The organism is Hymenobacter perfusus (genome assembly GCF_003944765.1).
GTDB lineage: Bacteria > Bacteroidota > Bacteroidia > Cytophagales > Hymenobacteraceae > Hymenobacter > Hymenobacter perfusus.
Window position 1 is genome coordinate 839,428 of record NZ_RWIU01000001.1, and the last position, 21,432, is coordinate 860,859.

Consider the following 21,432-nt stretch of genomic DNA (forward strand, 5'->3'; position numbering starts at 1 on the left):
ATACCCTTTGAAAAAAGGAGCGCCTCTACTCATACCAAGCTGAATTAGCTATGAGTAGTAAAAGGCTTACGTTTAAAGCTAAGTAGTGACAAGACTATACTCCCAACCTGCATCAACCATTACACATTGGTATGGAACGTAAGCAGCGGGCCAGTTCTTACAGTTACCCCCACCATTAATCTAGTCTCGGGCTGGCTTTTCGATAAACTATTGTTCTATCATAAGTTTGCCCACGTACAAGCGCCCCTCAACAGTGACGGCCCTTAGAGTGTAGAGGCCAGGAATGAGGCCTCGCACCGATACTGTGGCATTAGACATTACAAGTGCAGTACGCACCTCCCGGCCCAAAGCATCAAATAGTTGCACGTGGCTGCCGACAGGTACACCTGATAACATTACAGCGTCAGTTGCCGGATTCGGATATAAGCTTAGAGTGGATGTTGAACTACTAAGCTGAGTCGCTAGCACGGTAGTGCCTAAGCGGGCAATGAAAGCTTCTCGGTTAATAGCACTACTTAGTGATAGCGGGCCAAAAGAGCAGGAGTTTGAGAATCGCCCAACTACAAAAGTATTACCGAGGGCGTCGAGGCCAACGTGAAGGCCATAGTCTACTTCTGGGCCACCAGCTTGCTGCACCCAACGCACCTGTCCTTGAGGGGTGTAAGATGCCACTACTATATCTTGTTTGCCTGCGCTGGTGAGAGTAATAGCACCAAGCCGAGCACCATTACTAAAATCACCAGTTATGTAGGGGTTACCTACTGCATCTAAGCTCAGGCCATACCATGCATCCGCACCAGAACTGCCAAGAGTTTGAGCCCACTGCACTGTACCATCAGGCGAGTACTTTATGAGACTGCCATCCATACTTCCGGCACCTTGCAGTGTCGTGTTCTCAAGCGTAGCTGGACCAGTGAAATCAGCTATTATGTACAAGCTACCAGTGGCATCGACTATACCCTGACTGATTATATCATCACCCGAACCGCCGAACTGCTTTGCCCATTCAAAGGTACCCTGCGCATTATATTTTGCTATTAGCACGTCCTCATTACCGCGACTGGTAAGCGTAGTGGTTCCGATAATAACAGGTTGGTTAAAGGAGTTCAGGATATAAGCTTCACCAGTGGAGGATATAGCCAACTTTGGGGAAGTCCACGAAGCAGAATTACCAGTAAGAGGACCATATTGGTAAATAGGGGCTAAGGACTGTAAAGCACCAGTTGCTGCCGATAAGCGCGCCAAATAGGCCCCCTTGACGTTAGGAACAGTAATCGTAGTCGATTCTATTGTAAGTGGATTGTCGAAGCTACCAGTCAGATATAAAATCCCGGAAGCATCGACCCTAATACCGCTACCGATTGCAGTGTCGTTAGGTGGGGTGCTTCTATTCTGCTGCACCCACTCAGGGGTACCCTGTGGTGAATACCTTATCACCATAATCTTAGGTATGATAGCATTACCACCGACTAAAGTTAAATTATCACCAAGCGTAATAGAAGCGGCAAAATAACCGGTTATATAAGCGTTACCCGCTGCATCCACTGTGATGTCCCCAATACCCTCGGAGCCAGTGGAGCCTATCTGGCGTACCCAAGCTAACACACCTGCTGGAGTATATTTTGCGACGTACGCATCAGTGTCACCTACGCTTCTGAGCGTAGTTCCACCGATGGAGGTAGTAGCGTTAAAAGTTCCTGCTTCATATGTATTACCAGAGGCATCAATTGCTACATGCGCCCCAAAAACAGAGCCATGCCCTATAGCACGAGTGCTTGACCAAGCGGGAGCAGTTTGAGCCCAACTACTACTGCTTAGAAGTAAAATGGCAAATGCGCAAAAAGCGCAGCCTAGTCTAAAGCGGATAAAGGTTTGAATCATAGCAGAAGTTGGAGTTGAAAGTTGTTGAGAAAGTTAAATGGTACGGGCAATCGTAACTACTCAGCCGCGCCTAATCAAAGGTCCCTACTTTTCATGAGATGGGCGAATAAAACTACGCCGCGTAGGCCCCTTCCTCTGTTTGGCGGAGCAGGCTTAGCGCGGTGAGGGTGTCCAGTAGGGGCTGAACGCGCTCCGGCTTGGTGCGCTTGAAGCGGGCGGCTACTTGGGCGGCGCTTACCGACTGGCCGGCCTGCTGCACGGCGTCGCGCACGGCCTGCATCTGCTGGGCCAGCTCCGTGGGCCAGGGCTGGGGGCCGGTGGCTTCCGCGGCAGCGGCCACCTTGGCGGCGGCGGCGGGTAGGGCCAGCGCCGACTGCTGCAGCTCTGGGGCTTGGTAGGCGGGGCGGAGGTACCGAACGTGGCCGGCCTGTTCCTCTTGGGCGCGCTCGTGGTTAAGGCGCACCAGACGTGTGAGAATTTCGGCGTCGGGAAGGTCGGCGGGCCAGCCGTAGGCGGCGGCTACGGCCGTATCGAGCTGCTGGTGCAGGCTCAGGACCACGGAGGCGAGGCCCTGCTGGTTGATGGTTTGCTCTTTGGCCGTGGTGAGGGGCTGGCCGGCGCGCAGCTTTTCCACCACGTTGTAGAGGTCGGTGAGGGTGAGGGTGGGGTGCTGGGCTTGCTGGCGCTTGCGGTGGGCGTCGAGCTGTTCGGCCAGCTCCCGGATGCGCGCCTGCTGCTCCGCCGTGGCCGCCGGGAAGGGGAACGGGTCGAAACAACGTGTTTTATCATATACAGGGTCGTTACCTGCACCCAATCTGCCACCTGTGGCTAATGCCCAAACCACATGGGTTCTGCTTGACAATACGCCAAGATGGTAGGCATCATCGGAAGCGAAAACAACCACCTTATCGTCAGGCAGCACTTCGCCGTCAAAGAAGGTAAAGAAGCTATGTTTGGAAACTCTTGGGGTTGAAACATAACGCGTCAATCCTTCAATTGCAGCCCTGAAATCTGCACGGCTTCTTCTATGAAGCCACCACTGAGCTTTGAGCTTTGGGTCACGGTTTTGCTCCCGTTCAGGTTTCACCCTTTCTGAAAGCCATTGATAAACTGTCGGAAAGGAGGTTAGAACCTGTGCTTCATTCAACCCAAACATATCAATGATGTAAACGCCTCTGGGCCTATCTGTGAGGTCGCGCCCATTCCTATAAGGTTTAATATGGCGTTGCAATCCTTCAATTGAACCTAAACCGATACTTTGCGCCTCTTCCTGAGTTACAATAAAGCCAGCTCCGCCTGGCTCTAAGCCTCGGTTTCCGATTTGGTCATTTGCTCTTAGAGAATTGGTAGAATCTAGTGCGGCTCCTATTGTCAAGTCAGAAAGAATCTGGCCCTGCTGCTCAATAAACGTCACGTCAGCAGCATCGTCGCCTTCCGCCGCAGATTCAGTTTTCAACATCAACAACTGACCTGCTATCGGCACAGTCGGGGTGCGTTCGGCTACGGTCATGGCAATACGTACGGCGGCTCCGTCCCCGGCATCTACCCAGGGGTGGTCGGGCACGGCGAAGGTGAGGGTGAGCGGGGCCGGGTCGCCTTCCAGAAAGGGCTGCATTACCCGGCGGTTGAAGGTCTGCTTGAGGCTGTTGGTGGTGATGAAGCCGAACCGCTCCGACGCCCCGCGCTGCACGGCGGCGGCGGCGTTGTGCCACCAGTACATTACGAGGTCGGCCGAATCGGGCACCTTGCCTTTGTAGGCTTTGCGCAGGGCTTCGGTGTACCCGTCGCCGAGGGCGTCGCGCATCCGGGCCGGCCCCACAAACGGCGGGTTGCCCACAATGAAATCGGCCTGGGGCCACTCGGCGGGGCGGGGGTTGGGGTAGTCGAGGACGGGCGTGCGGGCGGTTTCGTCGGGCACGGGCTGGCCGGTGGCGGGGTGCAGCCGGGTGGTGCCGTCCCAGCGCGTCACGGGCTGGCCGTGGGCATCGAGGCGGGGCACGGGCGGGCCGTGCTGCAAAGCCGCATCCTGCTGGCGGATGTTCTGGTACTCATCCAGCAGCGGCTCGCGCAGCTCGGAGGGGCCGTAGGTGCGCAGGTGCCACTGCAGGTAGCCGATGCGCAGCACCACGTCGGCAATGGCCGCCGCGCGCGGGTTCAGCTCCAAACCCAGCAGCTGGTGCGGGCTCACGGTGGTGCCGCCGCCCAGTTCCAGCAGGCCGGTCTGGCCGTAGCTGTTGATGGCGGCCAGCACTTCGCCTTCCAGCCGCTTGAGGTGTTCCAGCGTCACGTACAGGAAGTTGCCGGAGCCGCAGGCGGGGTCCAGGATTTTGAGGCTAGTGAGGCGCGTCAGGAAGCGCACCAGCTCGGCGCGGGCGTCGCGGGGCTGGCCTTCGTCGAGGCGGCGGGCGGCGGCGGCCTGCGCGGCGGCCCACTCCCGGCGCAGCGGTTCCAGCACGGTAGGCAGCACCAGCCGCTCCACGTAGCGGCGCGGGGTGTAGTGGGCGCCCAGGCTGTGCCGCTCCCGGGGGTCGAGGGCGCGTTCCAGCAGCGTCCCGAAAATGGCCGGCTCCACCTCCGTCCAGTCCGCCTTCGCCGACTGCAGCAGCAGCTCCGCTTGGCCGGCGTTCAGGGGCAAAGCGGTGGCATCATGGAACAGCTTGCCGTTGAAGCGGCGCAGCCGGGCTTTCAGGTCCGACGAGAAGCCGCCGGTGTCCATGGTGCGCCAGAGGTTGGTGAGGGCATCGGGCAGAAACTCCAGCAGCTCGGGCGTGCCGTACTGGCTCAGCATCCCGGTAAAGCTGGCCTTCGGAATCAGGCCCACATCTTCCGAAAACATGGTAAACAGGCAGCGCATCAGGAACTGGGCCACCACGTCGGGCGCGTGCCCGGCCCGTTCCAGCTGCTCCGAGAGCTTGGCGAGGCGGGCGGCCAACTCCCGCGTCACGCGGGCGGCGCGGCGGCTGGGGTCCAGCTCTTTCGGGTCGAGGAAGATCTGGCGGAGCATGGCCCGCGTCTTGTCATCGGCCAGCGCGGCCAGCGGCAACCGGAACCGGGTCTGGTCGGGGAAGGGCACAAACGAATCCCCAACGCCGGCAAAGTTGCTATATACGTCGATACAAAAGCCCACGTCGGCCACCAGCACGAACAGCGGGCGGGGTTCGTCGGGCGGGAGGGCGCGCACGTAGCCCAGGGCCTGCTGGCGGGCGGCCTGCATCATTTCGGCCCACTTGGCGGAGCCGCGCACGGCATGGCCCTTGCGCCGCTTGCTCGGCTCCAAGCCCAGCTCGGCGCGTTCCTGCTTTTTCTGCTGGTCGGCGGTGTCGGTGCCCTGCTTGGTTTCCAGCACGAAGCAGCCGCGCTTGTAGAGGTCGATGCGGCCGGTGCTCTTTTTTGGGCCGTCGTTGAACTGCACGGCCCGTTCCAGCACGTACTGGTCCTGGGTGGGGTCGTCGGTGGTAGGGTCGGGGCGGGGTACTTCCAGCAGGTCGCAGAGGTCCTGCAGGAACAGGCCGTAGTTGGCGCGCTCGGCGCCGCCGGAGTTTTTCCAGCGGGCTTCAAAGTCGGGGTAAGTCAAAGCGGATAAGGCTAGAGTAGCGAAAGGGCGGGGAAGATAGGCAGCTATGCCGTTATTTGGCGGGGAAAACGCACGTCAAGTGATGATGTAACCGGGGGTGGAGTGACCGATAAGCGCCTTGTTATACATCTGCAGCAACGGAACTACTATGCAACACTGGCACAATGTCTATGATTTTGCTGACGACGCCCCCGTCTTGGCCCATGTACTATTTGTGCTTCTTCCTTTGACTCTTCTATTTATCATCTGGCGGCATCTCTCCGTCAAGCATTCGACAGAAGAGGAAACGACACCGTTTTCTGACGTGGATGCGCGTCCTCCCAGCAGAATGTTAAGCGTCATCATAATGTGCTTTGCAGGTATTTGGATATTTATTCTTCTGCCTGGCTCAATCGTGGAGTACGTACACACCAGAGGCGTTTACAAGCAGAAGCAGTATCAAGCCGTAACAGGTGTCGTAACTGACTTCAACCCCATGCCAGAGGGCGGCCACAAATACGAGACTTTTACCGTAGCTGGAGTGCCGTTTGCCTTCTCCAATTTTGAGGTGAAGGACTACGGTTACAATAATGCATCCTCTCACGGCGGCGCGATAAGAGCAGGTCTGCACGTTCGTATTGCCTATATGGCGAACAAAGACCGAAATGTCATTCTGATATTGGATACGCTGGCCGCTAAGCCAGATGGTAAGCGATGAGGTCCGCTACGCAATCAGGCCCTGGCTCATGGCGTAGCGGATGAGGGCGGCCGTGTTTTTGGCCTGGGTTTTCTCGATGATGTTCTGGCGGTGGGTTTCGATGGTGCGCTTGCTGGTAAAGAGCGTATCGGCAATTTCCTGGTTGGTGAGGCCCTCGGCAATCAGCCGGAGCACCTCCAGCTCCCGCCCCGACAGCTCGGCCGCGCCGGCAAGCCGCGTTGCCACCGCAGGGGCCGGCCCGTCCGGTACGGGAGGCGTGGGCCGGCCGATGGTCCGGTGCAGCAGGGCCAGCCCGATTTCGGTGCACAGAAACTGCCGGCCGTCGGCCACCGTCCGGATGGCGTGGGTAATTTCGGTGATGTCGGCGTTTTTGAGCACGTAGCCCAGCGCCCCGGCCTGCATCATGCGGTACACGTAGTTTTCGTGGTCGAGCATGGACAGCACCAGCACCCGCACCCCGGGGAATTTTTCGCGCAGCAAGGGCATGGTGGCAAACCCATCCAGCCCGGGCATGTTAATGTCCATCAGCACCACATCGGCGGCGGTGTGGGCCAGCACATCCAGCAGAGCCTGGCCGTCAGCGGCCTCTCCCACCACCTGCATATCGGGCTCCCGCGCCAGCAGGGCCCGAATTCCGTCGCGCAGAATGGCGTGGTCATCGGTCAGTACGATACGAATCATGGCAGTAGCCAGATAGGAAGCTTCTGCCGGGCCGGAGGCCTCCGCCGGCGGCTTCCACCTGGCCCCCTAGTACGTAAGAAGCCGGCCGCAGGCTGCGCAATTACCGGCCCCGGGGTTATATTTCGCCGTAAGCTCCTGCGTAATGCCCGACCCCGCCCCCACCGCCGATACCACCGCTACCGAACTGGTACGCCTGCGGGCCGAGCTGGCCCTGGCCCGCGCGGCTCAGGTGCAGGCCGAAACCCGCGCCACCTACTATCAGCAGCTGTTCGAGCAGCCCCGCAAAGCGGTGGTTATCGTGCGCAACGGCCTGTATGCCGACTGCAACCCCATGGCCCTGCACCTGTTGGGACTGCGCCACCGCGACGAGCTGCTGGGCCGGCCCATCGGCTCCTTTTCGGCCCCCACCCAACCCGATGGCCGCCCCGCCGCCGCCCGCCTGACCGATATGCTGGAGCAGGCCCACCGCCTGGGCTGGGCACGCTTTTCCTGGCTGGGCAAACGCCCCAGCGGCGAGGAGTTCTGGGAGGAGTTCCTGATTACGGCCATCTGGCTGGAAGGCGAGCTGCTATACCACGTCATCTGGGAAGATACCGCCAGCCGGCGCCCCCGGCCCGGCAGCAGCCACGAAAGCGAAAACCGCCTGCAGCTGGCCCTGGTGGCCACCGCTTCGGGCGTCTGGATCAGCCACCTGCCCACCCACAAGCTGTACTGCGACCAGCGGACCCGGCAGATTCTGGGCATTACGGAGGCCATCAGCTCCTGGGAAGAACTGCAGCCCCTGGTGTACCCCGCGGACGTGGCCCCACTGCAGGCCGCGTTCCACCGCTCCGTGCGCGAGCAGCAGCCCTTCGATGTTGAGTTCCGGCTGCTACACCCCACCGAGGGCACCCGCCACCTGCTGGCCATGGGGCAGGTGCAGCTTGATGGCCAGCACCAGCCGCTGCGCCTTACTGGCCTGCTGCGCGACGTGACGGACCGCCACCGCACCCGCCACGAGCTGACGCTGAAAAACCAGCTGCTGGAACGCATGCTGCAGAATCTGCCGCTCATTCTGGGCCGCTTCGACCGGCAGGGCCGCCTGCTGGAACTGACGGGTGCCGGACTGCGCCACCTGCACGTGACCGATAATGAGGGTGTGGGCCAGCCGGCGGGGTACCTGATGCCTGGTATGCAGGAGCACATTACGCAGGTGCTGGCCGGCCAGACGGTGCGCTTTGTGGCGCGCGGCCAGGTGCAGGGGGAGCCGGTCTTTCTGCACTGCTTCGGCTTCTTCGATGAAAGCCAGCAGTGTGGCGTAATGTTCTCCATCAACGTTACCGAGTCGGAGCTGAGTAAAGAGCGGCTGCGAACCGAGAAGGAGTTTACGGAACGCCTGCTCAACCACAGTGCCGATGCCATTGTCGCCTGCGACCCGCAGGGCCACATCACGGCCTGGAACCGCGTAATGGAGCAGCTGTCCGGCTTGCCGGCCGCCACCATGCTGGGGCAGCCACTCCCGGAGTTTTCCGTTTTCCGCCCCGATACCCGGCAGGGCGCGGCCCTGCACAGCATGCTGGCCGGCCAGCTCACGCCCCACTACAACGTGCCCTTCCACTGCCACGATCAGGACTGCGAGGCCAGCCTGCTGCCGCTGCCGGAAGGCAATGAGTGCGGAGTGCTGATTGTTATCCGGGACGTGACGCAGCGCAACCAGCTGACCGCCGAAGCCAGCCGGCAGCAGCAGCGGCGGCAGCACGAAATTATGGCCGCCGTGCTGGAAGCCCAGGAAACGGAGCGCCGCCGCATTGCCGAGGGCCTGCACAACGGCGTGGGCCAGCTACTGTACGCGGCCAAGCTCAGTCTGCCGCCCACCGGGGAGGTGCACGAAACCCGGAACCTACTGGAAGAGGCCATCCGGGCCACCCGCACCATTTCCTTTGAGCTGACGCCCGGCGTACTGGCCGACTTTGGCCTGAAAACCGCCCTCGAAGAGCTGTTCAAACGTGTTCCGCACCACCACCTGCGCGTGCAGCTACGCGTGCAGCACCTGCCGGAGCGGCTGCCGGCCGCCGTGGAAATGGCCGCGTACCGCATTATGCAGGAATTGCTGAACAACATCCTCAAGCACGCCCGCGCCTCCGAAGCTACCCTGCTCGTGCGCTACCGGCCAACCACCCTGGAGCTTTCCGCCGAGGATAACGGCATTGGGTTCGAGGCTGCCTTGCCGACCACCGCGCCGCCCCGGGGCCTGGGCCTGACCAGCATCCGGCACCGCGTAGAGCTGCTGCTGGGCACCCTCACGGTTGACTCCGCCCCCGGCCGGGGCACCCTGGTTTGCATTTCCCTGCCCTGCAGCCCGGAGGCCCGGTCGTAGAATCATTTATCTATAAATCAGTATTTTACGCGTTATCTAAATTTCATCCGCGCCGTATATTCGGGTGTCGGCGGCGGCGGCCACCAGCGTAACGCAGCTCCGTTTCATTTCTTTTATCTCCCACCCAATGGAAGTATATCGTGAAATCCTGCCCAACAGCTACCTGCTAATTCTGGCCGACGACGAGGCTCCGACGGCGGAGGCACAGCTTTCCTCGGCCCTGCGCCTCGCCAGCCGGAGCGGCAAGCCCAGCATCTGGGTCGACTGCAGCCACCTGCACCACCTGCCGCTTTCCTCGCTGCGGGTGCTACTGCGCTACTACCGCCGGCTGCGGGCGCGGCAGGTGCCGCTGGTGCTGTGTCACCTCGGCGAGGCCGCCCATCAGCTGCTGGCCAAGCTGCCCACGGCCTCGTGCCCGCCCGTGGTGCCGTCCCTGCTGGACGCCGAGCGGTATTGCCAGCACTCGCATCCTCTTGCCGTCCCCCACCGGGTGGCTTCATAGCAGCCCCGCCAACCCATTAATGACCAAGGCCACCACGGCCGTGTTAAACCCGAACGAGAGCAACCCGTGCAGCAGCGCCAAGCGCCGCAGGGCCCGGTCCGAGATACTCACGTCGGCCGTCTGGGCCGTCATGCCTATCACGAAGGCGAAGTAGGCGAAGTCCAGGTAATCGGGCTCCTTTTCATCACCCGGGAACAACAGCCCGCCTTCCGCCCGCCCCCCGGTGCTGTCGTAGTACAGGTGGGCGTAGCGCAGCGTGAACAGGGTGTGCACCAGCAGCCACGCCGTGAGCACGCCCACTGTGGCAATGGCTACATGGGCCGGCAGCAACGGATCGGGGGCTGCACGAACGGAGGAGAGCAGCAGCACCACCCCCAGCAGGCTCGCCAGCGCGGCCAGCAGCACTACCCCAAACGACAGCCCCCGGCCCGGATCTTCGCGGGTGGCCACTTGGCGGATGTGGCCCACATCAGCCACCAGAATAATGCCCCAGGTTACCAGCAGCGTGCAGAGCGCAAACCCGTCCCAGGCCGCCAGCAGGCGCATTAGCAGGGGCCAGCCGGCCGGCGTGAACAGGGCCAGCAATGTGGCCGGCAACAGCCCGATGGTCAGGCGTTTCCAGGCCGCCAGCACAACCAGCTGGTGCAACAGGGAGCCACCGGGCGAAGACGCAGATTGAACCATAGTATGGTCTGAATAAAATATTCTGCGTAAGCTACGGCATCTCAACCGTTGCTTTGCATGAACTCAGCCCCGCTTTCCGGCCTGTACGCGCCCTCCCTCAGCCTTCTCACCGACCTCTACCAGGTTACCATGGCCTACGGCTACTGGCAGCAGGGCCTGCAGGACCGGGAGGCCGTGTTTCACCTGTATTTCCGCAAGGCCCCGTTCCAGGGCGGCTACGCCGTGGCGGCGGGCCTGGCCTACGCCGTCGATTACCTGCAGAACCTGCAGTTTTCGGAGGATGATCTGGCCTACCTGGGCAGCCTGAAAAGCAGCAAGGGAGCGGCCATGTTCCCGGCGGAATTTCTGCAGTACCTGCGCGAGCTGAAGTTCACCTGTGATGTGGACGCCATTGCCGAGGGCACCGTGGTATTCGGCAACGAGCCGCTGATTCGGGTGCAGGGGCCGCTGCTGCAGGCGCAATTGGTAGAAACGGCGTTGCTCACGCTCGTCAACTTCCAGACGCTGATTGCCACCAAGGCGTCCCGTATCCGCGAGGCGGCCGGCTCCGATACCGTGCTGGAGTTCGGGTTGCGCCGGGCCCAGGGCCCCGATGGCGGGCTGGGCGCCAGTCGCGCCGCTTACCTGGGTGGGGCCGATGCGACCAGCAACGTGCTGGCCGGGCAGCGGTTTGGCATTCCGGTGAAGGGCACCCACGCCCACAGCTGGGTTATGGCCTTTGGGGACGAGGAAACGGCCTTCACGGCCTACGCCCAGGCGTTTCCGGACGACTCGGTATTTCTGGTGGACACCTATGATACGCTGGAAGGCGTGCGCCACGCCATCAAAGTGGCCCGCGAGATGCGCGCCAACGGCCACGAGCTGGGCGGCATCCGGCTAGATTCCGGTGACCTGGCCTACCTCAGCCGCGAGGCCCGCGCCCTGCTCAATGAGGCCGGGTTTGAGAACGTGCGCATCGTGGCCAGCAACGACCTGGAGGAAAACCTCATCACCAGCCTCAAGCAGCAGGGCGCCAAAATCGACACCTGGGGCATCGGCACGCAGCTGGTAACGGCCTACGACCAGCCGGCGCTGGGGGGCGTATACAAGCTGGCCGCTTTGCGCAAACCCGACGATTCGGGCTGGGACTTCACCATCAAGCTCTCCGAGCAGTTGGCCAAAACCAGCATCCCCGGCATCCTGCAGGTGCGCCGCTACGAAACCGACAAAGGCCAGCCCCGCGCCGATATGCTCTACAACGTGGCCGAGCCCCTGCCCGAAACCCTGACCCTCGTGGATCCGCTGGATGCCACCCGCCGCCGCGCCGTGCGCCCCGAGGCCCCGTATCGGGAGCTGCTGGAGCCTATCTTCCGCCGGGGCGAGCTTGTCCACACGCTGCCCACGCTGCCGGAAAGCCGCGCCCGCGCCCACCGCGAAGTGCTGAGCCTCGACCCCAGCATCCGCCGCTTCCTCAACCCCCACACCTACCCCGTGGGCCTGGAAGAGTCGCTCAACACGTTCCGCACGAAGCTGATTCTGGAAAAGCGGCCGGTGCGGCCGGCGTAGTCTAAGTAACAAGAAGAAGCCCCGGCTACTGCAGTAGCCGGGGCTTCTTCTTGTTATAGAGTCCATCCCAGTCCGTAGAATCCAGCTCGTTCCGTAGCTGTTTGATCTTTTCTTCCAACCTGCGCTTTTCCTGCAGATACTGCTTTACTGCCAGCACACCAGCGCTTCGTTGCTCTAATAAAGTATCCAATTGACGGCGCAGGCGCCGTACATCCGTTGCCTTTTGACGCAGATCAAAATCAGCCTGTTTCAGCTTCCTGACTTCCTCCGATTCTGTAAAGCCTATATCCGGCGTTAGGTCGAAACTACAAGCTCCACGTTGTTCGGGAGGAATCTGCTGGCCAACCTGAAGCGTTGGTGGACGCCGGATAACCTGCCGGAAGCTTTCGGTCGTAATTATTATATCACCTTGATGAGTTTCAAGGTGCCACTCTGTAACACCAGCTGCAGAAGATTCACGGCGAATGTCTTCTATTTCCAGTTCTTGATTCGGCCGAAAATCCACAGTCAAGGCAACGTGGGCGGCTTCAGGAAATACCAGCGTGGCGGGCGCTACCCAGAAAGAGAAGAAGTCATCTTTGTCCGCTTGCACCCATTGAAAAATATAGTCGATGTCCAGACTGATATTTCCGCCAAACTGCATGGCATAAATGCGCGCATCATGCCAGCTCATCTGCTCAAAATCAGCCTCGGTCCAGATCCATTTTTCCAGTTGATAAGCGGCTGACATATTACGCCATGCCAAACTTCTTCCACAGCTTAGGCAGCAGCTTGGGCAGTTGGTTTTCGGTCCAGTCCTCGCCTTTGGTCTCGGAGTCGGAGTCATAGCTCAGTCCCTGCGCACTGGCGACGCCTCGGGGGAAGGTGTCGTCTTCGTTGGTTTTGCCAGTGCGCTGCTTGAAGGCTTCGGTGGCGACGTACAGCAGCTCCTCGAAATCCTGGTATCCTTCGTCCATGACGCTGGCCAGGGAGTCGGCATTCTGCAGCGCGTTGGTGAAGACGGTTTCGCCCTGCCCGATCAGCCAGCAGCGGAAATACAGGTAGGGGTCGTCGGAAACGTAGCCGTCGATGATTTTCTGGGCGGCTATGATGTTGAAGTGGTCGGCCTCCAGCAGATATTCGCGCAGGCGGCATTCAAACCCGATAATCTGCTCCGGTTCCAGTTGCGCCAAGTGGCTGATGAGGGAGGCTTCCTGTTGCTGCTGGTCGCCGTAGGCGGCCGTTTTGGCTTCCTCTATTAGTTGCCAGAATTCTTTCTTATCCATAATGCCGAAATGTGTAGCCTGCGCCGCGAAATACGGCAAAATGCTATACTTCACCAGCCACAGCCTGTACTTGCGCAACCGTGGGTGGCAGCTACTTTTACTGCTGCTGCGTTGTTATGGCAGCTCATTCATGGTTGCTGGATGCGCTTGCGCAGCCGCTACACCAGTTAAAAACTCCCTATTGCATGCCTACTCTCCAGTTCAAAACCAGCATCAACTGCGCCAACTGCCTGCGCGCCGTCACACCTTTCCTCGACGCCGAGCCTACGGTGGAGAAGTGGAGCGTGGACACCGAAAACCCCGCCAAAATCCTGACCGTGGAAGGCCCGAACGTTATTCCCGAGCAGGTAATGAAAGCCGTGGCCCAGGCCGGGTTTGATATCGAGCCAGCAGCGGCGTAGTAGGCGGGATATTCCCCTTCTAGAACGTCATGCTGAGCTTGCCGAAGCATCTCTACTGGAGCTAATCAATTAGGATAGCACTGCGGTAGAGATGCTTCGACAAGCTCAGCATGACGTTCTTTTTTTGCTCTAGGGTGAACTCTACGCCTCGTAGCGCAACTCGCCGGCACCTACGCGCAGCACCACGTCGGTTTCTGGAGTGATGCGGCCGGCCACCTGGGCCTGATAGCCGTGGGCGCGCAGGGTTTCGGCTACGGCTTCGGCCTGCTCGGGCTCCGTTACGAGGAGCATGCCGTTGCCCATGTTCCAGTAAAGGTAGGCTTCCTGGGGCGTGATGCCGGCCAGCTCGGCCAGCTGCTGCATGGCGGGCAGGGGCGCAAACAGGTTATCCAGCTCCGCCCCTACGCCGTTCTTGAGCACGCGCCGGAAGTTATCGGCAATGCCGCCGCCGGTGATGTGCGCCGCCGCGTGCAAAGGCAGGCCCGCATCGAGCACCGCCGCCACACCGGGCGAGAAGATAAGCGAAGGTGCCAGCATGACCTCACCCCAGGTGGTGGCGTTTTCAGTTGTCAGTTGTTGGTTGCTTGTTGCTTCACCTGCCGCTTGCGTGCCGGCAGCTTCGTTGTATGGCTGTTCGTGCCATTTCTCGCCGAAGGCTTTGGTAAGGGCGCGGCGGGCCAGCGAGTAGCCGTTGGAGCGGAACGAAGGCGAGCGAAGCGCCACTACGGCCTGACCGGCGCGCACGTTGGCCCCGCTCAAGGGGCGCTCCAGACTTGGGTGTAGCACGCCCACGGCGGTAGAGCACCAGTTGAAGTTCATTTTCGCGCCGGGGTAGCCGCCGATACGGTTCCCCAACTCGGCAATTTCGCCGCCCGTTACGGCAATCTGGCTGAACTGGGCCGCGTCGTGCAGGCCGCGCATGAGCTCATCCACCACCTCGTAGTTGAGGGTGTTAACGTCGATGATGTTGGAGAGATTGGTGGGCACGAAGCCGGCCACAATGAGGTCGTCGGCCACCATGGCAATCAGGTCGTAGCCCAGCGTATCGTAGCGGTCCAGACGTTCGGCCACCTCAATCTTGGTCCCAATGCCGTCGGAGCCGATACCCAACCGCTCGGCGCCGAAGCGGATTTCGTTGGAGAAGCCGCCCGCCAGGTCCTGAGCCGGCTCGCCGGGCTTGCCCGCGCGGGTGCTGAAGGTTTTCTGCGCCCAGTGGTAGGCGTTTTTGGAGGCGGCGTTGCCTTCTTCGATGGAGTAGCCGGCGGTGGCTTTGAGGTTGGTATCGGCGGAGGTCTGGCTCATGAAGCGAGGAAGTAGAGACGCAATACTTTGCGTCTCATCGTTGCTGATGTTGTTTGATCTGCGCGGTGCCGGTCGTTCAACGATGAGACGCAAAATATTGCGTCTCCACATCGTGCAACCGATTCTGCAGGCTACTAATGCTCGGTCGGCTCGGGCGCCTTTGCACTCACGGAGGGAATGACGTCGGAGCCTTTTTTGTCTTTGTCGGAGCGGTGGCTCTGGCGTTCCTCCTGGATGTGGCGCAGGTACTTGGTCACGTCGCCGGTAGGGTAGTTGCCGGTGAAGCAGGCGAAGCACGAGCCGCCGTGGCCCTTGTCCTCGGCAAACAGCTCCTGCAGGTCTTCTATCGACTGGTAAATCACCTTGTCGGCCTCAATGTAGCGGCAGATTTCCTCCTCGGTGTAGTTGGCCGCAATCAGCTCGGTGCTCATGGCCATATCGATGCCGTAGATGCAGGGCGCAATGATGGGCGGGGCGCTGCTGATGAAGTAGACCTCCGCCGCGCCGGCCTCGCGCAGAATGCGCACGATGCGCCGCGAGGTGGTGCCGCGCACGATGCTGTCATCGACCACGGCAATCTTCTTGCCCTCCACAAACTCGCGGATGGGGTTGAGCTTTTTCTTGACGATGTCCTCGCGGCCGGCCTGGCTGCTCACGATGAACGAGCGGCCCATGTGGTTGTTTTTCACCAGCGCCCGGCGGTAGGGCACGCCAATAGCTTCGGCCAGCCCGGAGGCCGAGAAGTAGCCCGACGACGGCACATCAATCACCATATCCGGCTGAATCCCCGACTCGATGACCTTGCGGGCCAGCAGCTTGCCCAGGCGTACCCGCTCGCGGGCCACCAGGCGGCCGTGAATGGTGGAGTCTTCGCGGGCGAAGTAGATGTGCTCGAACACGCAGAAGTTTTTGGGCTGCTCCTGCTGGTTTTTGTGGTGTACTTTGAAATCCTTGTCGATGAACACCGCCTGGCCGGGGCCCACGTTTTCCACGAACTCAAACCCCAGATAATCGAAGCAGGTGCTTTCCGAGGCGAAAGCGAAGACGGGGCCGCGCTCCGTTTCGCGGCGGCCCAGCACCAGCGGCCGGATACCCAGCGGGTCGTTAAAGGCCAGCAGGCCGTGGCCGGCAATGATGGTGATAGTGGCGTAGGCGCCCTTCACTAGCTCCTGCGTCGTTTCCACGGCATCAAAAATATCCACTACCGACAGCGCATCGAGGTTTTTCAGGCGCAGCTCCGAGGCGAAGGTGTACATGATCAGCTCCAGGTCGTTGCTGGTTTTGGGCAGCACGTGGTACTTCTCGTGCAGACGCTTGGCCGCCGAGCGGAAGTTGATGACGTTGCCGTTATGCACCATCGAGAGGCCGAACGGGTAGCTGGTGGTGAACGGCTGGGCCAGCTCGGCGTCGCTGGAGCCCTGCGTGGTATAGCGCGCGTGGCCAATGCCGATGTTGCCCTTCAGCTTCTTGAGCTGTTTGGGCTTGAACACATCGGAGATGAGGCCGTTGCCCTTGCAGAGGTGGAAGTTCTCGTCGAAGGTGGCAATGCCGGCCGCGTCCTGGCCGCGGTGCTGGAGCGCGGTGAGGCCGAACACGATATCGTGCGCAACGTCATCAGGACCGTAAAAACCTACTATTCCGCACATGGCAATCGGGTGGTTACAGGGTAAAATTCAAGAACGTCACACTGAGCTTACCGAAGCATCTCGCGTGCTGACGTTGGGTTACTAGTCAGGTGATGCCACGCGAGATGCTTCGGCAGGCTCAGCATGACGTTCTTTTTTGATGAGTTCAGCCAACGTTTCGGCGTACACGCGGTGCTCCACGGCCAAGCCGCGGCGCTCTACTTCGGCTAGGGTGTCGGCCCCGCGTAAGTCAACAGCGTGCTGGGCCAGAATAGGTCCGGTGTCGAGGCCCTCATCTACCAGATGCACCGTGATTTTGGTTTCGGGCAGGCGGTTTTCAAAGGCCCACTCGTAGGCGTGCAGACCCTGGTGCTGGTGGGTGTCGGCGGGGTGAATGTTGAGGATCCGGCCGGCAAAGGCGCGAATAAATGTGGGCGACAGAATGCGCATGTAGCCGGCCAGCACCACATAATCGGGCTGGTAGCGGTGCAGCACTTCCACCACGTCGGCATCAAACTCGGCCCGCTTGCGGCCCTGGCTGCTGAGGCTGGCCGTGGGGCAACCCAGAGCGGCGGCCGTTTCCAGACCGGGCGCGTCGGGCTTGTTACTGAAGACCACGACTACTTCGCCCAGTTCCTGTAGCACGCCATGTTGCACGGCGTTTACCAGGGCCACCATATTGGAGCCCCGGCCCGACAGCAAGATGGCCAGGCGCGCTTTCCGGATGCTATGGTTACCAGTTGCCGGCAAGGGTCGGTTCCGGCCGCTGGCCGATGTCAGTGCGGATGTAGGCATCCTGGAAGTTAACTCGTTCTACTTCACGGTACACGTGCGCCACGGCGTCTTCCAGCTCCTCGCCGTGGCCGACCAGTACCAGTACCCGGCCGCCGTTGGTGACCAGCTCGCCGGTTTCGGTGCGCTTGGTGGCACCGTGGAAGGCCAGGATGCTGGGATGCAGCTGGTCGAGGCCAGTGATGGGGAAGCCGGTGGGGAAGCTGGCGGCGGGGTAGCCGCCCGAGGCCAGCACTACGCCCACGTAGTAGCCGCGCCGCTGGCGCACCACGGTTTGCTGGAGCTGGCCGTCGAGAGTGGCTTCGATCAGTTCCAGCAGGCTGCTTTCCAAAGCGGGCAGCAGCACTTCGGCTTCGGGGTCGCCGAGGCGGGTGTTGTACTCCAGCAGCTTCGGGCCCTGGGGCGTGAGCATGATGCCGAAGTACAGGAAGCCGTTGAACTCGAACTGCTCGTTTTGTAGGCCGCGCAGCGTGGGGTCCACAATGTCGGTGCGAATGGCGGCCAGCACGTTGTCGTCGCAGAACGGGACGGGGCAGTACGCGCCCATACCACCGGTGTTGGGGCCCTGGTCGCCGGCCAGCAGCTGCTTGTGGTCCTGCGAGGGACTGAGCAGCCGGATGCGGTTGCCGTCGGTGATGCCGATGATGCTGATTTCGGGGCCGGTGAGCTTTTCCTCGAGAAGGAAGCTGAACCAGCCACTGTGCAGGCGGGCCAGGTCGTCGAGGGCAGCGTGGGCTTCCGCTACTGAGGAGCACACGTACACGCCCTTGCCGGCCGCCAGCCCGTCGAATTTCACCACCACGTCGCCATTCAGCTCGGCGGCTTTGGCGCGGGCGGCGTCCATTTTATCGCTGCGAAACTGCCACGACAGGGCCGTAGCCACGCCATGGCGGCGCATGAAGTCTTTGCTCCACACCTTTGAGCTTTCCAGTGTAGCGCCCGCCCGGCCCGGCCCAAACACCCGGATATCGGAGCCCTGGAAGAAATCAGTAACGCCCGCCGCCAGCGGGGCCTCGGGGCCTACCACAATTAGCTTCACGCCATACTCCTGGCAGAAGGCTTGGATGGTGGGGAAGTCGGTGGCGCTGATGTTGGGGTGACTGTTCGGAATGCCGGCGTTACCGGGCAGCACGTGCACGGTGGCACCGTCGCGGGTCAGCTTCCACGCCATGGCGTGTTCACGGGCCCCGCCGCCGAGGAGTACTATAGTTTTATTGGAGGTGCTCAAGGTCATTCGTACTTAAACTCTATTCGGAATTACTCCTTCTTCTATTGCTACTGCTTCGGCCACTATTACCCAGTTGTCTTGTTCATGAAGCTCGCCTGAGTTTCCGTAAGGGTCTAATGAAAGATACCATAGACCTTCCACTCTTTTGAAGACGACATCGGAATAATAGCAGGAGCCAAATTCTTCGTTAAGAACGATTTTCTGAACTCCGGTTAGATGGATTTGCAATAGACAAGTCTCAAGCTTTCCGTCCACTGTTTTCTTGCGAACCAGTAGAGCAACAGAAGCTTGTCGACGCGGAGAGCCACTAGCTGAACCGTATTGCGCTCCTAGTTCCAGAGAATAAATTTCCCCGTCGTTTAGAACATATCCGGCCAGAAGCTTCTCCATGATTACAACGTCTTAGCCTTAACGTCGGCGTCTTTCATGATACCGGCGCGCACCAGATTACCCACGATGCGGGCCTGCACGTCGTCGTTACCGATGGGCAACGGGGCACCCGTGATGCGCTCGTAGATATCGAGGTAGCGGCGGGTGGCTTCGGCCGAAACTTCGGGGGTGAGGGCGCGGGGGTACTGGCCGTCCTGCTTGTGGGCAATCAGCCACTGGCGCACGTACTCCTTGTCCATCTGCTCAGCGGCCTCGGGGTGGCGGGCGTAGTCGTCGGCGCTCCAGAAGCGCGACGAGTCGGGCGTGTGGATTTCGTCAATCAGCATCAGCTGCCCCTCATAAAGCCCGAACTCATACTTGGTATCCACCAGGATGATGCCCCGCTCGGCCATCCATTGGGAGGCAAAATTGAACAGCTCCAGCGCCTTCACCCGCATCTGCTCGTACAGCTCGGCCGTCACCCAGCCTTCGGCCACCAGGTTCTCGGGCGTAATCTCCCGGTCCGATTCCTCCTTGGTAGTGGGCGTCACGATGGGCTCGGGGAACTGCTGGTGCTTGGTCAGGCCGTCGGGCACCGTCACGCCCGAGAAGCTGCGCTGCCCCTGCTGGTAGCCGCGCCACATGGAGCCGGTGAGGTAGTGGCGCACCACCATTTCCACCCGGATGGGCTCGGCCTCCCGGGCCAGCGTCACGTTGGGGTCGGGCAGGCTGATAACGTGGTTGGGGATGATGTGCCGGGTTTTATCGAACCAGAAAGCCGCCAGTCTGTTGAGCACCGCGCCTTTGTGGGCCACGGGCGTTTCCAGCACCGAGTCGAAGGCCGACAGGCGGTCCGTAACCACAATCAGCCGCTCACCCGACGGGGCGCGGAACGAGTCGCGGACTTTGCCACGGTGCAGGAGTTCGAGCTGGGGGGTATCGAAGTGGTTGAGGGTATTCATATGAGAGGGTGTCAAGTCGTGCGGGTGAAGTGCCTCACCCCCCGGCCCCCTCTCCAAGGGGAGAGGGGGTGCCAGACGTGCTTAATTCTTTATGGAATGTTGGAGCAGGGCAGCGCTTATTTTCTGGAGCACGGTAGGCAATTGGTGGAGCACCTGCCCGTTGGTGAAGCGGAGTACGTGGTAGCCTACGCCTTCCAACTCATACGTGCGGCCCGAGTCATACTCGGCTTGTCCTGCTTCATCATGCACCTCACCATCCACTTCCACAATCAGATTGTGCTGGGTGCAGATGAAGTCCACAATGAATTTACCGATGGCATGCTGCCGACGAAACTTAGCATCGTCCAGCTGTCGGTTACGCAAAGCCTGCCATAAAACATCTTCCGCCGGAGTAGGCTCACGGCGCATCTGCCCGCTAAACGGTTTCAGGCGTTCGTACCACAGGGCCTTATCCGCCGTCAGTCGCGGCCGGCTCCCAACTTCCTGGGGCTCATCTTTCCCCACTTGCGCAACGTCAGGCTCCCCCTCTCCCCCTGGAGAGAGGGCCGGGGGGTGAGGCAACGACGCCACGTGCTCCACAATATTCCGGAACAACCACAACCCGTCCCCTTCTTCCGAAATGGCTGGGTTCTGCCGCTTGCGCCGGGCCCAGTCCGGGTGGTTATAGAGGGAGAGGAACGCCTCGGGGTGGGGCATCAGGCCGAACACGCGGCCGGTGGTATCCGTCAGGCCGGCGCAGTTCAGGTCGGCGCCGTTGGGGTTGAAGGGGTACACGTCGGTGGGCGAGCCGTCGAAATCGGTGTAGCTGAGGCAGTTCAGGCCGCCAGCTTCGATGGCGGCCCGCGTGGCGGCATCCTGGATGATGAGGCGGCCTTCGCCGTGGCGCACGGGCACTTCCAGCGCATCAAGCCCTTTCAGGAAAGGCGTATTGGCCGTGGGGTTGACTTTAAGCTTCACCCAGCGGTCCTCGTACCTTCCTGAGGCATTATGCGTCAGGGTTACTTCGGGCGTGACGGTGCCGCTCAGGTCGGGCAGCAGGCCCAGCTTTACCAGCACCTGGAAGCCGTTGCAGATGCCCAGAACGTACTTGCCGCGCGCCACGAACTCCCGGATGTCATCGAGCAGCGTGCGGCCCTCGGCGTTGCGGCGGTAGCGCAGCTTGTTGGCCAGTACCACGCCCGAGCCCAGGTCGTCGCCGAATGAGAAGCCGCCGGGAAAGTTCAGGATGTCAAAGTCGTGAATGCTCACGTGGCCGTGCAGCACTTGGTTGAGGTGTACGATGGTGGCTTCGGCCCCGACCAGCCGGTAGGCGGCAGCAAACTCTTCCTCGCAGTTGATACCGAAACCAGTCAGGATAAGCGCCTTTACTGGTTGTTGGTTGTTAGTTGTTAGTTGTTGGGCCGCTTCCGCCTTTTTCAACGGTTCATTGGATTCGTGGCCGGGGTCAACGCTCTTGAAGCCGGGCAGCACAATCTGGCCCTCGCGGTTCACGATTTCGTGGCCGGGGTCGTCGTGCTGGGGGCGCGGGGGCGTGTGCTGGTCCGGCAGTTGGGGAGTCTGTTCCATAC

Annotated in this window: 18 protein-coding genes; 5 read left to right on the forward strand and 13 right to left on the reverse strand. The window is 60.9% G+C overall.

Annotation, left to right across the window (positions count from 1 at the left end):
- Window positions 1-207: 207 nt before the first annotated feature.
- Both EI293_RS03595 and EI293_RS03600 read right to left on the reverse strand, forming a co-directional pair.
- A complete protein-coding gene (locus EI293_RS03595) occupies window positions 208-1,881 on the reverse strand; it encodes a T9SS type A sorting domain-containing protein (RefSeq protein ID WP_125435751.1) in 1,674 nt (557 codons plus the stop codon).
- A gap of 112 nt (window positions 1,882-1,993) precedes the next feature.
- Entirely contained in the window at window positions 1,994-5,455 is a 3,462-nt protein-coding gene (locus tag EI293_RS03600) for a class I SAM-dependent DNA methyltransferase (RefSeq protein ID WP_125435753.1), read from the reverse strand.
- Window positions 5,456-5,603: 148 nt separating this feature from the next.
- Between EI293_RS03600 and EI293_RS03605 the strand changes: the two genes are divergently transcribed.
- Window positions 5,604-6,152, forward strand: coding sequence for a hypothetical protein (locus EI293_RS03605; protein ID WP_125435755.1), 549 nt, complete (start codon window positions 5,604-5,606; stop codon window positions 6,150-6,152).
- A 6-nt stretch (window positions 6,153-6,158) separates the two neighbouring features.
- On the opposite strand, the gene EI293_RS03610 is transcribed toward EI293_RS03605, so the two are convergent.
- Entirely contained in the window at window positions 6,159-6,833 is a 675-nt protein-coding gene (locus EI293_RS03610) for a response regulator (protein ID WP_125435757.1), read from the reverse strand.
- Between the two features lie 142 nt (window positions 6,834-6,975).
- On the opposite strand from EI293_RS03610, the gene EI293_RS03615 reads away from it, so the two are divergent.
- Complete coding sequence (locus EI293_RS03615; RefSeq protein WP_125435759.1) at window positions 6,976-9,189, forward strand: PAS domain-containing sensor histidine kinase; 2,214 nt, start codon at window positions 6,976-6,978, stop codon at window positions 9,187-9,189.
- A 127-nt stretch (window positions 9,190-9,316) separates the two neighbouring features.
- Window positions 9,317-9,691 carry an STAS domain-containing protein gene (locus EI293_RS03620; protein ID WP_125435761.1) on the forward strand — a complete coding sequence of 125 codons (375 nt, stop codon included), beginning with the start codon at window positions 9,317-9,319 and terminating at the stop codon, window positions 9,689-9,691.
- On the opposite strand, the gene EI293_RS03625 is transcribed toward EI293_RS03620, so the two are convergent.
- Window positions 9,686-10,375, reverse strand: a complete 690-nt coding sequence (locus EI293_RS03625; RefSeq protein ID WP_125435763.1) for a DUF1345 domain-containing protein — start codon at window positions 10,373-10,375, stop codon at window positions 9,686-9,688. The genes EI293_RS03620 and EI293_RS03625 overlap by 6 nt on opposite strands.
- A gap of 57 nt (window positions 10,376-10,432) precedes the next feature.
- Here EI293_RS03625 and EI293_RS03630 point away from each other — a divergent pair, with 57 nt between their 5' ends.
- Complete coding sequence (locus EI293_RS03630) at window positions 10,433-11,920, forward strand: nicotinate phosphoribosyltransferase (protein WP_125435765.1); 1,488 nt, start codon at window positions 10,433-10,435, stop codon at window positions 11,918-11,920.
- 25 nt (window positions 11,921-11,945) lie between these two features.
- Here EI293_RS03630 and EI293_RS03635 read toward each other — a convergent pair whose 3' ends face one another.
- Together EI293_RS03635 and EI293_RS03640 are read right to left on the reverse strand one after the other, a co-directional pair.
- On the reverse strand, window positions 11,946-12,650 hold the full coding sequence (locus EI293_RS03635; RefSeq protein WP_125435767.1) for a hypothetical protein: 705 nt from the start codon (window positions 12,648-12,650) through the stop codon (window positions 11,946-11,948).
- A 1-nt stretch (window position 12,651) separates the two neighbouring features.
- Complete coding sequence (locus tag EI293_RS03640; protein WP_125435769.1) at window positions 12,652-13,185, reverse strand: DUF4240 domain-containing protein; 534 nt, start codon at window positions 13,183-13,185, stop codon at window positions 12,652-12,654.
- Between the two features lie 185 nt (window positions 13,186-13,370).
- On the opposite strand from EI293_RS03640, the gene EI293_RS03645 reads away from it, so the two are divergent.
- Window positions 13,371-13,586 (forward strand): heavy-metal-associated domain-containing protein, encoded by a 216-nt coding sequence (locus tag EI293_RS03645; RefSeq protein WP_125435771.1) that lies wholly within the window; start codon window positions 13,371-13,373, stop codon window positions 13,584-13,586.
- A gap of 141 nt (window positions 13,587-13,727) precedes the next feature.
- On the opposite strand, the gene EI293_RS03650 is transcribed toward EI293_RS03645, so the two are convergent.
- From EI293_RS03650 to EI293_RS03680, 7 genes are all read right to left on the reverse strand, one after another.
- On the reverse strand, window positions 13,728-14,888 hold the full coding sequence (locus EI293_RS03650; RefSeq protein WP_170170225.1) for an AIR synthase-related protein: 1,161 nt from the start codon (window positions 14,886-14,888) through the stop codon (window positions 13,728-13,730).
- A gap of 134 nt (window positions 14,889-15,022) precedes the next feature.
- Complete coding sequence (gene purF / locus EI293_RS03655) at window positions 15,023-16,534, reverse strand: amidophosphoribosyltransferase (RefSeq protein ID WP_125435775.1); 1,512 nt, start codon at window positions 16,532-16,534, stop codon at window positions 15,023-15,025.
- An 81-nt stretch (window positions 16,535-16,615) separates the two neighbouring features.
- A complete protein-coding gene (purN, locus tag EI293_RS03660; protein ID WP_125435777.1) occupies window positions 16,616-17,308 on the reverse strand; it encodes a phosphoribosylglycinamide formyltransferase in 693 nt (230 codons plus the stop codon).
- Complete coding sequence (purD, locus tag EI293_RS03665) at window positions 17,247-18,539, reverse strand: phosphoribosylamine--glycine ligase (protein WP_125435779.1); 1,293 nt, start codon at window positions 18,537-18,539, stop codon at window positions 17,247-17,249. The genes purN and purD overlap by 62 nt, the downstream gene beginning before the upstream one ends.
- 6 nt (window positions 18,540-18,545) lie before the next feature.
- The gene (locus tag EI293_RS03670) at window positions 18,546-18,923 is read right to left on the reverse strand and encodes a hypothetical protein (protein WP_125435781.1); all 378 of its coding nucleotides are present in this window, start codon (window positions 18,921-18,923) and stop codon (window positions 18,546-18,548) included.
- Window positions 18,924-18,925: 2 nt separating this feature from the next.
- Window positions 18,926-19,864: a phosphoribosylaminoimidazolesuccinocarboxamide synthase gene (locus tag EI293_RS03675; RefSeq protein ID WP_125435783.1), complete on the reverse strand. Its 939-nt coding sequence runs from the start codon at window positions 19,862-19,864 to the stop codon at window positions 18,926-18,928.
- An 81-nt stretch (window positions 19,865-19,945) separates the two neighbouring features.
- Window positions 19,946-21,430, reverse strand: coding sequence for a phosphoribosylformylglycinamidine synthase subunit PurQ (locus tag EI293_RS03680; RefSeq protein ID WP_125435785.1), 1,485 nt, complete (start codon window positions 21,428-21,430; stop codon window positions 19,946-19,948).
- Between the last annotated feature and the right edge of the window lie 2 nt (window positions 21,431-21,432).